Annotated in this window: 12 protein-coding genes; 11 read left to right on the forward strand and 1 reads right to left on the reverse strand. The window is 60.3% G+C overall.

Annotated elements, in window-relative coordinates:
- Positions 1-19 precede the first annotated feature (19 nt).
- Complete coding sequence (locus AFK63_RS08645; protein ID WP_038862925.1) at positions 20-496, forward strand: GNAT family N-acetyltransferase; 477 nt, start codon at positions 20-22, stop codon at positions 494-496.
- Here the strand turns inward: AFK63_RS08645 and ptrR are convergent.
- Positions 453-1328: a putrescine utilization regulator PtrR gene (ptrR, locus tag AFK63_RS08650; protein WP_038862927.1), complete on the reverse strand. Its 876-nt coding sequence runs from the start codon at positions 1326-1328 to the stop codon at positions 453-455. The genes AFK63_RS08645 and ptrR overlap by 44 nt on opposite strands.
- Positions 1329-1466: 138 nt before the next feature.
- Here ptrR and sad point away from each other — a divergent pair, with 138 nt between their 5' ends.
- The 10 genes from sad to AFK63_RS08700 all read left to right on the forward strand — a co-directional run bounded on the left by sad (position 1467) and on the right by AFK63_RS08700 (position 14262).
- Complete coding sequence (gene sad, locus AFK63_RS08655) at positions 1467-2855, forward strand: succinate-semialdehyde dehydrogenase (RefSeq protein ID WP_038862928.1); 1389 nt, start codon at positions 1467-1469, stop codon at positions 2853-2855.
- Between the two features lie 217 nt (positions 2856-3072).
- Entirely contained in the window at positions 3073-4662 is a 1590-nt protein-coding gene (locus tag AFK63_RS08660) for a methyl-accepting chemotaxis protein (protein ID WP_038862929.1), read from the forward strand.
- Between the two features lie 47 nt (positions 4663-4709).
- Complete coding sequence (gene glsB, locus AFK63_RS08665; protein ID WP_038862930.1) at positions 4710-5636, forward strand: glutaminase B; 927 nt, start codon at positions 4710-4712, stop codon at positions 5634-5636.
- A 9-nt stretch (positions 5637-5645) separates the two neighbouring features.
- On the forward strand, positions 5646-5993 hold the full coding sequence (locus AFK63_RS08670) for a DUF4186 domain-containing protein (protein WP_038862931.1): 348 nt from the start codon (positions 5646-5648) through the stop codon (positions 5991-5993).
- Positions 5994-6111: 118 nt separating this feature from the next.
- Positions 6112-7557, forward strand: coding sequence for a GGDEF domain-containing protein (locus AFK63_RS08675; protein WP_038862932.1), 1446 nt, complete (start codon positions 6112-6114; stop codon positions 7555-7557).
- A 213-nt stretch (positions 7558-7770) separates the two neighbouring features.
- Positions 7771-8763 carry a sensor domain-containing diguanylate cyclase gene (locus tag AFK63_RS08680; RefSeq protein WP_038862937.1) on the forward strand — a complete coding sequence of 331 codons (993 nt, stop codon included), beginning with the start codon at positions 7771-7773 and terminating at the stop codon, positions 8761-8763.
- A gap of 69 nt (positions 8764-8832) precedes the next feature.
- Positions 8833-9804, forward strand: coding sequence for a sensor domain-containing diguanylate cyclase (locus tag AFK63_RS08685; RefSeq protein WP_038862938.1), 972 nt, complete (start codon positions 8833-8835; stop codon positions 9802-9804).
- Between the two features lie 88 nt (positions 9805-9892).
- The gene (locus AFK63_RS08690; RefSeq protein ID WP_038862940.1) at positions 9893-10420 is read left to right on the forward strand and encodes a GNAT family N-acetyltransferase; all 528 of its coding nucleotides are present in this window, start codon (positions 9893-9895) and stop codon (positions 10418-10420) included.
- A 117-nt stretch (positions 10421-10537) separates the two neighbouring features.
- Positions 10538-11989 carry a tagaturonate reductase gene (locus AFK63_RS08695; RefSeq protein ID WP_038862942.1) on the forward strand — a complete coding sequence of 484 codons (1452 nt, stop codon included), beginning with the start codon at positions 10538-10540 and terminating at the stop codon, positions 11987-11989.
- 293 nt (positions 11990-12282) lie between these two features.
- Positions 12283-14262 carry an autotransporter domain-containing esterase gene (locus tag AFK63_RS08700; protein WP_038862943.1) on the forward strand — a complete coding sequence of 660 codons (1980 nt, stop codon included), beginning with the start codon at positions 12283-12285 and terminating at the stop codon, positions 14260-14262.
- Positions 14263-14348 lie beyond the last annotated feature (86 nt).

Genomic DNA, 14348 nt, shown 5'->3' on the forward strand with positions numbered 1-14348 from the left:
ACAATACAGGAGCGCACCCATGTACCAGATAACTGTCGCATCACCCGAAAGCGCGGAGAGCCGGGCGCTGATCGCCGCCCTCGACGCTTACCAGAGCGCGCTGTACCCGGCTGAGAGTAATCATCTGGTGGATCTCGCGGGCGTGGATGACGGCGCGCTGATTTTTATGGTGATACGCCATCAGCAGGCGGCGGTAGGCTGCGGCGCGGTGCTGCTGACCGGCGACGGCTGCGGCGAAGTCAAGCGTGTCTATATCGATGAGCGCCACCGCGGGCAGAAGCTTGGAGAAAAACTGATGGCGGCGCTGGAGGAGGCCGCGCGGCTGCGCGGCTGCCATACGCTGCGACTGGAAACCGGCATTCACCAGAACGCCGCGGTAAGGCTCTACGAGCGCTGCGGCTTTCATCACACCGGGCCATTTGCGCCCTATCTGCCCGATCCGTTGAGCCTGTTTATGCAAAAGTCGGTGTCGGCGACGACGGCAGCAGTTCCGTAAACGCCTCCAGCTGGCGGGTTTTCGCGCCGCGCCGCCAGATAAGCCAGGTATCAATAAACTGCCATTTATCGGCCAGCGGCCAGGCCTGCACCTGATGGCTCCCCGGCATGCTCTCCAGCATGCTGCGCGGGATCATCGCGACCCCTGCGCCGGCCACCACGCACGCCAGCATGCCGTGGTAAGACTCCATTTCGTGAATTTTACCCGGCATCGCCTGATCCTCTTTAAACCAGCTTTCAAAATGCCGCCGGTAGGAGCAGTTGGCGCGAAAGGCGTAAATGCTCGCGCCGTTAATCGCCTGGGCGCGCGTCACCGGCGGATGACCGGCGTGCGCCACCAGCATCATCTCCTCGCGATACACAGGCATACCCTCCAGGTTCGGATGCAGTACCGGCCCGTCGACAAACGCGGCGCTCAGCTCGCCCGCCAGCACGCCGTCAATCATGGTGCCGGAAGGGCCGGTCGCCAGATCGAACTGGATTTTCGGGTAGCGCTGGTTAAACGCGGCGAGCACGGCAGGGATACGTACCGCTGCCGTACTTTCCAGCGAACCGAGCGAGAAAATGCCCTGCGGCTCGTCGCCTGAGACGACTTCACGCGCCTCCTGCACCAGCGCCAGGATGCGTTTGCTGTAGGCGAGAAAACTGTGGCCTGCCGGGGCGAGCTTCAGTCGCTGATTCTCGCGGATAAACAGATCCACGCCCAAATCGTCTTCGAGCTGGCGGATACGGGTGGTCAGATTCGACGGCACCCGGTGCACGCGCTGGGCGGCGGCGGTAATGCTGCCGGTTTCGGCCACGGCGTTGAACATCTCAAGCTGGGTTAAATCCATTGCATTCTCTCCGGGTGAATGGAATCGTCAATATTATTCACTTTTCAGAAATACCAGAGCAGGCCAGGCTATAGCAATCATTTTGACGATGTAGCGTAAAAATCGTCGCGCATAACAACGATGAAAAGAGGCCCACTGATGAGCATTTCCCCTGCGACTCACGCGATTTCCGTTAACCCGGCCACTGGCGAAACGCTGGCGGCGTACCCGCTGGCGAGCGCCGAACAGGTCGAACTGGCGATAACCCGCGTAAGCGAGGGCTTTCGCCGCTGGCGCGCCACCCGCCTGGATGAGCGCGCGCAGACGCTGCGTAATATCGGTAATGCGCTGCGCGCCCGGAGTGAAGAACTGGCGCAGATGATCACCGCCGAAATGGGCAAACCGATCCGCCAGGCCCGCGGCGAAGTGGCGAAATCCGCCGGGCTGTGCGACTGGTACGCGGAGCACGGCCCTTCGATGCTCGCGACAGAGCCGACGCTGGTGGAAAACCAGCAGGCGGTGATTGAATACCGTCCGCTCGGGCCCGTCCTCGCCGTGATGCCGTGGAACTTCCCGCTGTGGCAGGTGATGCGCGGCGCGGTACCCATTCTGCTTGCAGGCAACACCTATCTGCTCAAGCATGCGCCGAATGTGATGGGCTGCGCGCTGTTGATTAACGAGATTTTTGAAGACGCGGGCGTGCCGTCTGGCGTGTTTGAAGTGATTAACGCCACCAACGACGGCGTGAGCCAGGCGATTAACGACTCGCGTATCGCTGCGGTCACCGTTACCGGCAGCGTGCGCGCGGGTGCCGCCATTGGCGCGCAGGCGGGCGCGGCGCTGAAAAAATGCGTGCTGGAGCTGGGCGGCTCCGATCCTTTCATTGTGCTGGCGGATGCCGATCTCGACGAGGCCGTGAAAGCGGCGGTGGCGGGGCGCTACCAGAATACCGGACAGGTCTGCGCCGCCTCGAAGCGTTTTATTGTTGAAGCCAGCATCGCTGACGCCTTTACCGAAAAATTCGTGGCTGCCGCGCAGGCGCTGACAATGGGCGCGCCGACCGATGAAGAGACCTTCCTTGGGCCGATGGCGCGTTTCGATCTGCGCGACGAACTGCATGCGCAGGTGACCGCGACCTTAAGTGAAGGCGCGACGCTGCTGCTTGGCGGCGAGAAGATTGCCGGCGCGGCCAACTACTATGCGCCGACAGTGCTTGGCAACGTGACGCGCGACATGACCGCGTTTCGCCAGGAGCTGTTTGGCCCGGTGGCGGCCATCAGCGTGGCGCGTGACGCCGAACAGGCGCTGGAGCTCGCGAACGAGAGCGAGTTCGGCCTCTGCGCCACCGTCTGGACGGCCGATGAAGCGCGCGCGAACGATTTCGCGGCGCGTCTGGAGTGCGGCGGCGTCTTTATTAACGGCTACTGCGCGAGCGACGCCCGCGTGGCGTTCGGCGGCGTGAAAAAGAGCGGATTTGGCCGCGAGCTGTCCCATTTCGGCCTGCATGAGTTTTGCAATATTCAGACCGTCTGGAAAAACCGTCGTTAAACGATGCGGTGAATAATAGCGTTATCCCGCCGGGCGCGCACAGGGGTGTGGTCTGACTGGCGGGTGCGCTTTGCTTACCCGCCCTGGATACTGAATCGTGGCGTCATGCCAGCATCAAAAGGGCCGCTGTCGCGGCTCTTTGTCATTTAAGTGACATGGTTCTGTCATTTTTGCTTTGTAGACTCGCGGAGGTTTTCGCTGTTTAACGAAGAAAAACATGAACCTAACTAAAATTTTCCGCGCGCTCCGGCGCGTCGTGCCACGCACCCGTTTCGGGCTGATGGCCGGCATTCTGTGTGTTATTACGCTTTTCTCCGCACTGCAAATTCTCTCAACATTACTGCTTTCATCGCTTCTTGGCGAAACGCAGCAGCAGGTTCAGCGCCACGAAGCGCAGCGCCAGCAGCAGGCGGCGATGGATGACGCGCGCGTCACGCTCCTGATGGCAAGCGACCTGCTGAACCGCGCCGGCATCTATTTTATGCAGGATAAAGAGACCGGCTCGGTAGGAAGCTGGAACAGCCTGATGGATGAGGCGCAGGCAGCGCTGAAACGCTCCCATACGGCGTTTGAACGTTACGGCCAACTCAATACCGCAAAAGACGATCCGCTCAAGGCAAGCTACCAGAACTTTTACAGCGCGCTGAAAGAGCAGGCGGACGGGCTGGTTACCACTAACAGCGTCGACGCGTTTTTCGCGGTGCCGGTGCAGGCCTTCCAGGCGGATTTCAACGATAACTTTGCCCGCTACCAGCGCGACAACGCGCAGCGCGCGGACAAAGAGAGCCAGGAACTGCTGGGCGGACTGGAGCAGGCACAACGCATGTTTATCGTGGCGCTGGGGGTGCTGCTGTTCATCGCCGTGCTGGTGTGGCGCAGCATGGCCGTGTGGGTGATTCGCCCGCTCAGGCGGCTTATTGATCATATCAATCGTCTGGCGGCAGGGGATCTCTGCGCGCCGCTGCCGGCGGGCACGTTGATCAACCGGGAGATGGCCGAGCTTAGCGAAAGCATCGGGCAGATGCAGGGCGGCCTGCAACAGCTGGTGAGCGATGTCCGGGAGGCGACCTCCGCTATTGTCGCCAATATCAGCGAGCTGGCGGCGGGCAACGAACAGCTGTTCAGCCAGTCTGCGTTACAGGCCGAAGAGCTGCGCAAGGTGACGTCACATATCGAAACGCTCGAAGCGCATGTGGAAGAGAACAGCGAATATGCCCGCGTGGCCAACGCCCGCGCCGACGAGGCGCGCGGCGTAGCGGCAGGCGGCGACGCGATGATGCAAACCGTAAACCACTCGATGCAGGATATCGTGTCGCGCTCCGCCGAGATGCGCGGCATCGTGGCGATGATTGACAGCGTCGCCTTCCAGACGAATATTCTGGCGCTTAACGCCGCGATAGAAGCGGCGCACGCCGGGAATCACGGTCGCGGTTTCGCTGTTGTGGCGAAAGAGGTCGGGCTGCTGGCGCGTAAGAGCAGCCATTCGACGCAGACTATCCAGGCGCTTATTCACCACTCCTTGCAGGGCATTGAAAAAGGCTCGGAGGCGGTGTCGAAGCTTGAAGAGAACCTGCAACGGGTGATGGCGCTGGTCAGCCACCTGACGGGATTGCTTGGCGAAATCGCGGTAGCGACCGTCAACCAGGGCGAAAGCATTCATCAGGTGACGCAGCGCATCGGCGCGCTGAATCAGGTGGCGGGCGAGACCGGCTCGCTGGTGCAGCACACCACGCATGCGTCGCTGCGCCTGCGCGACGAGTCGCGCCGCCTTACGGATGCCGTCTCGCGCTTTCGTCTTCCCGCCTGAGGTTGATATACTCCCGGCCCGAACGTCATTCGCGCCGGGAGTCTCTGGTGACCCACAAGCTTAACAACGATTTACTGGCTTCAATTCTTGAGCAGGTGCGCCCGCTCGCCGCACAGGGCAAAGTGGCCGACTATATACCGGCGCTGGCGGAGGTGCCCGCCGACCGGCTCGGCATCGCCGTCTGTACGGTCTCCGGCGAGTGCTTTAGCGCAGGCGACGCCGACGAGCGCTTTTCAATTCAGTCCATTTCCAAAGTGCTGAGCCTCATCCTCGCCATGGGTCGCTATGACGACAGCGAGATCTGGCGGCGGGTGGGGAAAGATCCGTCCGGCCAGCCGTTTAACTCGCTGGTGCAGCTGGAGCTGGAGCAGGGCAAACCGCGCAACCCGTTTATTAACGCCGGGGCGCTGGTGGTCTGCGATATGCTGCAAAGCCGCCTCAGCGCGCCGAAGCAGCGGATGCTGGAAGTGGTGCGCGGGCTCTGCGGCGCTCAGGATATTGTCTATGACACCGGCGTGGCGCGATCTGAGTTCGAACACTCGGCCCGTAACGCCGCCATCGCTTATCTGATGAAGTCCTTCGGTAATTTCCATAACGATGTGATTACCGTCCTGCAAAACTATTTCCACTATTGCGCGCTGAAAATGAGCTGCGCGGAGCTTGCCCGCGCTTTTCTGTTTCTCGCGAATCAGGGAAGGGCGCCGCACCTCGACACGCCGGTGATAAGCCCGGTGCAGGCGCGCCAGGTGAACGCCCTGATGGCGACCAGCGGCATGTATGAGAGCTCGGGCGAATTCGCCTGGCGCGTCGGGATGCCGGGGAAATCGGGCGTGGGCGGCGGGATCATCGCGGTGGTGCCGCACGAGATGTCTATCGCGGTCTGGAGTCCGGCGCTGGATAACGCCGGTAACTCGCTGGCGGGTATCGCGGCGCTGGAAATTCTCGCCCGCGAGATTGGCCGGTCTATTTTCTGAGGAGAGGATATGGATGCGCTGTTCGCGCGCCTGAACCGTTCCGCCTTTCGCCGCCGTTTTCATCTCGGCGCGAAAGAGCGGCAGTATTGCTGGGATAAGGGCCCGGGGGTGATTGACCAGCACGCGGCGGACTTTATCGCAAAACGGCTCGCGCCCGCCGAGCCCGCGAACGACGGCAGGCAGACGCCGATGCGCGGCCACCCGGTATTTATCGCCCAGCACGCCACCGCCACCTGCTGTCGCGGCTGCCTCGCAAAGTGGCATAACATCCCGGCGGGCGTGGCGCTGAGCGACGCGCAGCAGGCGTATATCGTCGCGGTTATCCACCGCTGGCTGGTGCAGGAGATGAACCCCTGAACCGCGCTGCGGTTTTCCGAAACTCAAATTAAATTGTTATGAAAACGTGTTAAGCTTACTGCTATTCCGTTATCCCCGGCGCCGTTTCTCAGCCGCGCCCAGCCGTAAGCGATAGATTATGTTTTTTAACCAGGCGACGTTGACTGGTTTTCGTGAAAACAGGATGTGGCTAAACGCATCCCTTCTCTTTCTCCTGACCACGCTGTTTTACGTTCTGGGCGCGATGATGCGTCTGGTTGAGCCGTTGTCGCTGTTCTGGCCGCTCAATGCGGTGATGGCGGCGGTCTTTGCGCGGTATCCCTGGCTTAACCGGCCGGGGTATTACGCCATCTGTTATGTGGCGATGCTCGCCTATGATGCGATGACGACGAGCTGGGGCTCCGCGTCGCTGCTGATTAACTTCTCCAATATGGTGTTTATCGTCACGGTGGCGCAGTTGCTGGTGCGCGATAAACGCCGCGGGCACGCGCTTTCGCGCCCGATTAATGCGCTACGGCTCTTTAACTACTGTCTGGTTGCCGCGCTGCTGTGCGCCTTTTTCGGCGCAACCGGCAGTCTCGGGGTAAACGATCAGGGCTTTCTGCCGCTGCTGTGCGACTGGTTCAGCGAGCAGTTCTCCACCGGCGTTTTGCTGATGCCGTGGATCTTAACGCTGACGCGTCCGTCGTGGCCTGCGCGCGTGCAGCCGGAGCAATTGTGGCCGCTACTGGCGCTGGCGGCGTCGCTGGCCGCCTCGGTGGTCATTGGCGGGGCGGGCTGTCTGGCGTTTCCGGTGGCGGCGCTTATCTGGTGCGCGGTGCGTTATCCGCTGAACGTCACCTGTTTCTTAACTCTCTGTACCGGCGTACTGCAAATTATCCTCGTCAGTAACGGTATCATCGAAATCAGCTCCGCGAAGCTCTCCCTCGGCAGCCAGATGTTCTCGGCGCGCCTCGGCGTGGCGACGATCGCTATCTGCCCGGCGATTGTCGCAGTCAGCGTCAGCGCGATTAACGATCTGCTGGCGCAGATCTCCCGCCGCGCCAATTACGACCATCTGACCGGCGTCTGGTCACGCTCAGGCCTGTATGAAACGCTCGCGCGCGACGATACCAATCCGTCGCTTGCCGGGCAGCCGCTGTGCGTGATGCTGATGGACCTTGACCACTTCAAGAGTATTAACGACAACCACGGTCACGAATGCGGCGACGCGGTACTGGCGGCTTTCGGTAAGAAACTGCGTAAGCTCGCAGGCGAAGAAGGGCGCGTGGCGCGTATGGGCGGCGAAGAGTTTGTGGTGGTCTGCCCCGGTATGACGCTTGAGCGCGCCTGCGTGCTGGCCGAAACCATTCGCCAGCAGGTCGCCGGGGAGGCGGTTATCTTTGGGGATCAGACGCTGCATATCAGCGTCAGTATCGGACTGGGTTATGACGCCGCGCCGCGCGACAGCGTCAGCGAGACCTTTAACCGGCTGATGCGCCAAGCCGACGGCCTGCTGTATCAGTCTAAACGCCAGGGCCGCAACCGGACGTCGGTTCAGGAGGAACATCAGTCGACGCTACATCTAGCGCAGCCTTTATCATAACGCTATCGTGACAACGTCACGGTAATAAGTCACTGAACGGCGGTTTCTTTTCAGAATGTGACCGATTGTTTCTCGAAGCGCTTTAAAGTACTTGCCGGTACGATCCTGGGTTACTAAGATGGCTGGGTTTCGTCACCGGATACTGGTATGAAGAGCGCATCTGAGCAGCTAAACCGTCATCAGCCTTCCTCTGCGCTCAGGTTTGTCAGGCGCATGTTTTTTATGCGCCAGCTGGGCACCACGCTCTGCTTTATTCCGCTCATTGTCCTGTTGCAGGAGCTGCATCGTCCGTTATGGACACAGGGGCTGCTGGCGGCGAACGCGTTTCTCTGGCCCGGTGTCGCGCGGCTTCGCGCCCGGCGCAGCCGTCATCCCGCCAAAACCGAGCGGCAACACCTGGTGGCCGACGCGGCGGCGGGCGGCTTGTGGATAGCCCAGACGGTGGTCTCACCGCTCACTTCCGTAGTTATCGCCACCATTTTACTCTCCGACCGGCTCGCCGCAGGCGGTTTCGCCCTGATGCGGCAGGCCGCGTGCGTCATGACTTTGATGGTCGCCGCCACCAGGTGCGCGCCAGGTCTGCCGCGACATCTTGCGGTTTCGCCCCGTACGCTTTACGCCACGCTGCCGCTGATCGCGGTCTATGTGCTGACGCTGAGTTTTGTGAGCCATGCGCTGGCGCAGCGGTTGCGTCTGAAGTCACGGGAACTGGAGCGTTACGCTAATCCCGATCCGCTGCTGAATATCGCCAACCGGCGACAGCTGGAGCGCGATATCGACAGGGCGCTCCAGCGCTGCGACAGAAGCGGACAGCCCGCGGCGCTGATGTTTATCGATATCGACGATTTTAAAGCCGCCAACAACCGCTACGGCCATGAGGCGGGCGACAGGCTGCTGGTGACGTTTTCCGATATCCTGCGCCAGACAGCGCGGCCTGGCGATACGGTGGCGCGTTTTGGTGGCGATGAGTGTGTCATCCTGCTGCCTGATACGCCGCTTGGCGTCGCCTGCGCCGTGGCTGACAGGATGATGGCGCAGGCCGCGCTGGTCAATGTCTTTGAGGACAGCGCGCTGCGCTGCACGCTCAGTATCGGCATCGCGCGCGCCGCACCGGAAATGAGCGGGGCGGCGCAGTGGCTGAAGGCCGCGGACAACGCGCTTTACAGCGCCAGGCGCGAAGGTAAAAATCGTATTTACGCGCTTTGACGGCGGCGGTCTCTTTGCCTGATGCCGGATACGCTATGCTTCAATTAAACAGTGCTTACAGGTTGCGCAATGAAAACACCCGATATCCCGGTTAATGAGCAGGCGCGTCTTCAGTCCCTGCATGATTCTGGCCTGCTAGATGCGGCGCCGACAGAGCGTTTTGACCGTCTTACCCGGCTTGCAAAGCGCCTTTTTAACTCGCCGGTGGCGTTGATTAGCCTCGTGGATCAGGAGCGGCTCTGGTTTGCCTCCTGCGATGGCATCGCACCCGAGCCGGTGCCGCGCCGCGTCTCATTCTGCGGTCACACCATTCTCAACAACGCGCCGCTGATTATTGCTGATGCGTTGAGCGACGAGCGCTTTCGCGATAACCCGCTGGTAAGCGGTCCGCCGCATATTCGTTTTTATGCCGGTTGCCCGGTACGGCTGCCCGATGGCGCGACTGCCGGCTCGCTGTGCATTATCGATACCGAACCCCGCGCGTTCAGTGAGACTGACGCGATGCTGCTGCGCGATCTGGCGGCCATCGTTGAAGATGAGTTTACGGTGCTGAGTGTCGCGACCAGCGATGAGCTGACCGGCCTGCTGAATCGCCGCGGTTTCGCCTCGCTTGCGGGGTATGCCATTTCCACCCATCGTCGTCGTAGCGAGCCGATGTCGCTCGGGTTTATTGACCTCGATGAGTTTAAAGCGATCAACGATACCTGGGGGCATGCCGCCGGGGATGAAGCATTAAGCGCGATGGCCACGCTGATGAAAAGCGCGTTTCGCGACAGCGATCTGCTGGCGCGCCAGGGCGGCGATGAATTCGCGGTGCTGTTTAACGATACCGACGATAAAGGCGCCTGGATTGCGATGCAGTATCTGGTAGAGCAGACCGACGCCTTTAACCGCGACAGCGGCAAGCCGTGGCGACTCGGTTTTTCCTGGGGCGTGGTGCAGTTTGATGAGGAGAAGCATCAGGGGCTCGCAGGGCTTCTCAACGCGGCCGACGAAGAGATGTATCAGATGAAAACGGCGAATAAAAAGGCCGGACGATAAGATTTTCCTCTGACCTTTGGCGTCGTTTCTCCGCCATGATAGTGATTAGCAGGTTAACCTTTTAATAACAACTCATGGCGGAGTAAACATGGCGTTACCCTATACTGTGCGTCGCCTCAGCGCGGCGGAAATTCCCTCTCATCTCGATTCCCTGTGTGATGTCCTGATTAACTGCGTGGAAGGCGGCGCTTCGGTGAGCTTTATGCTGCCGTTCAGCCCGGAGAAAGCCCGCGCGTTCTGGCTCAACGTGGCGCAAAGCGCGGCGCGGGACGAGCGCGTTGTGCTGGCGGCGCTGGATGAGGGCGGCCACGTCATTGGGACTGTGCAACTGGTGACCGATCAGCCAGAAAACCAGCCGCACCGGGCGGATGTTTCAAAGCTGCTGGTGCATACTCGCGCGCGACGCGGCGGTGTGGCGCAGGCATTGATGGAAACGCTGGAACAGGAAGCCCGCAAGGCCGGGAAAACGGTTCTGGTGCTGGATACCGCTACCGGGAGCGATGCCGAACGTTTTTATTCACGAAATCAATGGCAACGAGTCGGTGAGATCCCGCATTACGCCTTAATGCCGGATGGCGACACCTGTTCGACCACCTATTTTTTTAAGCATCTATAAAAATTTTTAATAACTCAGTGCAGTTTGATCGAAACGGGGTTTCATTAATGTTTGTTCTGATAGCGTGGAGAGCATTCTCAGTCCGTGGTCTGCTTATCATCCATCAAGGAACACATTGTGAAAACATTGAATCGTCGTGATTTTCCCGGCGCGCTCTACCCGGAGCGCATCATTCAGTTCGGTGAAGGGAACTTCCTGCGGGCGTTTGTCGACTGGCAGGTGGATCTGCTCAATGAACACACCGATCTGAATGCCGGGGTGGTGATCGTGCGTCCCATCGCCAGCGATTTCCCACCTTCGCTCAATACGCAGGACGGGCTTTATACCACTATCATTCGCGGTCTGAATGAGAAGGGCGAGGCGGTGAGCGAAGCGCGACTTATTCGCTCCGTGAATCGTGAGATTGCCGTTTACACGCAGTACGATCAATTTCTGGAGCTTGCCCATAATCCGGATATCCGTTTTGTGTTCTCCAATACCACCGAAGCGGGGATCAGCTATCACGCGGGCGATAAGTTTGACGACGCGCCCGCGGTCAGTTACGCGGCGAAGCTGACCCGGCTGCTGTTCGAGCGTTTCAGCTATTGTCACGGCGCGCAGGATAAAGGCTGGGTGATCATTCCCTGCGAGCTGATTGATTATAACGGCGAGGCGCTTTATGAACTGGTGCTGCGTTATGCCCGCGAATGGGCGCTGCCGGAAGCCTTTAGCGCATGGCTCGACAGCGCCTGTACGTTCTGCTCGACGCTGGTAGACCGCATCGTCACAGGTTATCCGCGCGATGAAGTCGCGGCCCTTGAGGCGAGCCTCGGCTACCACGACGCGTTTCTCGATACCGCCGAGCACTTCTACCTGTTTGTTATCCAGGGGCCGCAGTGGCTCGCGCAGGAATTACGGCTCGATAAACTGCCGCTCAACGTGCGGATTGTGGATGACATCAAGCCGTATAAAGCGCGTAAAGTCGCGATCCTGAACGGCGCGCATACCGCGCTGGTGCCGGTGGCTTTCCAGGCGGGGCTGAATACGGTCGGCGAGGCGATGGATGATACGCAGATGTGCGCTTTTGTGGAGAAGGCTATCCACGATGAGATTATCCCGGTGCTGGATCTGCCTCGTGACGAGCTTAAATCCTTTGCTGACGCGGTGGTGAGCCGTTTTCGCAACCCGTATCTCAAGCATCAACTGCTGTCGATTGCGCTCAACGGCATGACAAAATTCCGCACCCGTATTCTGCCGCAACTGCTGGCAGGACAGGCGCAGCAGGGGACGCTACCGCCGCGCCTGACATTCGCGCTGGCGGCGCTGGTGGCGTTTTATCGCGGCGAGCGCAACGGCGAAAGCTATCCGTTGCAGGATGACGCCCACTGGCTGGAGCGCTATCAGCAGCTCTGGACAAAACTTAGTGATAACACTATTTCGCTGCGCGAGCTGGTGGACGTGGTACTGGCTGATTGCGAACACTGGGAGCAGGATCTTACCGCGGTCCCAGGGCTTGCGGAGCAGGTCACGCGCGATCTCGACGCTATCCTCACCAAAGGGATGCGCGAGGCCGTCGCGCCGCTGTGTTAAATCACACGACACTCTGAGCAAACCCGGCGCTGCCCGGGTTTTTTTATGGCACATCTGTTTTAGGCACAACTCTTTAGTTACAACATTCTTTGTATCTGAAATAAAACCCATCGCCTCAACCACCGCGTCGGTAAATTTCCAGCAGGAGAAAAAGGGCAAACTGTCATCTTTTTCTGGCAGGCTCTCATTTCCAGGCGTTTGCCCGGTGCGCTTTCAGAAACGCTCTACACTCAATAGCGCATAACCCTGGTTATGACATTTACCTCTGAAACATGTGAAACGCAGGAGCGCGTATGTCTTTTCCTCTCTCTGGTCTCTCTGTCCGGGTAGCGCTGGCGCTGGGCTTAGCCTGTAGCGCCGCCGCGCCCGCCGTCGCCTGGGATAACCTTTATGTCTTCGGCGACAGCCTGAGCGACACCGGCAACAATGGCCGTTATACCTTCGACAGCGACCGCTATCCGCTGTATGACGAAATCCTCGCCCAAAAATATGGGGTCACGCTTTCGCCATCCGACAGCGGCGGCAATAACTATGCGGCCGGTGGGGGCGTGGCAGTGCCTGCGCTGGGCGATGACAATACCCAGGATCAGGTGCAACGCTATCTCAGCCAGACCGGCGGGCGGGCAGATAAAAATGGGCTATATATTCACTGGGTCGGCGGTAACGATCTCGGCGCGGCGGTGCTGAACCCGTTACAGGCCACCTCGGTGGTCACGGGGAGCGCGACGGCGGCCGCCTCGCAGGTGCGCACGCTGCTGAACGCGGGGGCGGGAACAGTGATTGTACCAACGGTCCCGGATGTCTCCGCCACGCCGACGATGATGGAATCCGTTATTCAGCTCGGCACCGGCGGCAACACTGCGGCGCTACAGGCCGCGTTCGCCTCGCTCAACAGCGCCGCCACGCCGACGCTTGCGGCGCGTCAGGAGGCTATCCGTGCTGCGTTTTTCGCGGCGGCGGGCGAGGTCAGCGCGCTGCCTGCGCTGCAACAGGCGCTGGCCGACGGTCTCTATTCCGCATATCAGACGCTTGCAGAGCAGGTGTCGGCATTAAGTACGCTTTATAACACCACCGAAGAGCAGGCGCTGGTCGCCAGCGGCGGCGGCAATATCGTGCGCGCCGACATCAACAAAATTTTCAATGAAATCCTCGCTAACCCGACGCAGTTCGGTATCACCAATACCGCCGGAATGGCGTGTCCGCCGGGGCTTTCCGCCGCCGACTGCGCCTCGTCAAGCCCCGGTTTTGACGCAAGCCAGGCGTGGCTCTTCGCCGATCACCTGCATCCGAGCCCGCAGGTGCACAGCCTTATCGCCGATTACATCGAGTCAATCCTCGCCGCGCCGGCGCAGGTTGCGCTGCTCAACAAAGCGACCGCCGCGCAGGTGCAGAACAGCCGCGCCACGCTCGACAGCCGCTATCAGCAGCGCCGTAGTGAGGATCGCGAGCAGGGCAGCGCGGGCGTGTTCGGTGGTTACAGCGGCGAGTATGCGCGCTTTACCGCGAATGAAACCGCCGACGGCAGCGCCAACACCAACAATCTCACCCTGGGCGCGGATTACCGTATTACCGAAAACTGGCTGGTCGGCGCGTTGATTGCCGGTTCGCTGGATGACCAGCGGCCAACCGATAATCTGAGCTTCGACGCGCGCGGCTATCAGGCGGCGCTCTTTACGGCGCTCGATGTCGGGCCTGGCTGGATCAACGCGGACGTCCACTGGCTTAAAGGCGAGTACCGCAACATCCAGCGTCGCGTAGAGCTCGGGCCGCTGACGCGCGTCGAGACAGGCGAAACCGACGCTAAGCTCTGGGGCGCGCGCCTGACGGCGGGCCTGGATATCCCCGTGACCGACGCGCTAAAAACCGGCCCCGTTGTGCAATACGCCTGGGATTACAGCCATGTGGATGGGTACAGCGAAGCGGGTGACGACAGTACCGCGATGCGCTTTCGCGACCAGAATTTCCATTCGCAAATCGGCAGCGTCGGCTGGCGTCTTGATGCGGACATTGGCCCGGTGAAACCGTACGCGCAGGTGGATTATCGTCATCAGTTCGGGGATTCGGTGTGGCGCGGTCAGGGTGGGCTGAAATCGACTGCGCTCACGTTCAGCCGCGACGGCGCGCAGGATGACAAAAACTGGATGGATATTACCGCAGGGGCCAGCGTTGCGCTTAGCCGTAACGTCTCGGCATTTGCGGCGCTGTCACAAACGGCGGGACTGAACAGCGGCGAGCAGACGCGCTATAACCTCGGTGTCAGCGCCTCGTTCTGATGGTCAGACATCGCAGTAAAAAGGGCAGCCGCAGGGCTGCCCTTATGTTTTATGCGGGCTTTACGCTCGCGCCAACGCGTTCACTG

Origin of the sequence: Cronobacter muytjensii ATCC 51329, from assembly GCF_001277195.1 — a bacterium.
Taxonomy (GTDB): domain Bacteria; phylum Pseudomonadota; class Gammaproteobacteria; order Enterobacterales; family Enterobacteriaceae; genus Cronobacter; species Cronobacter muytjensii.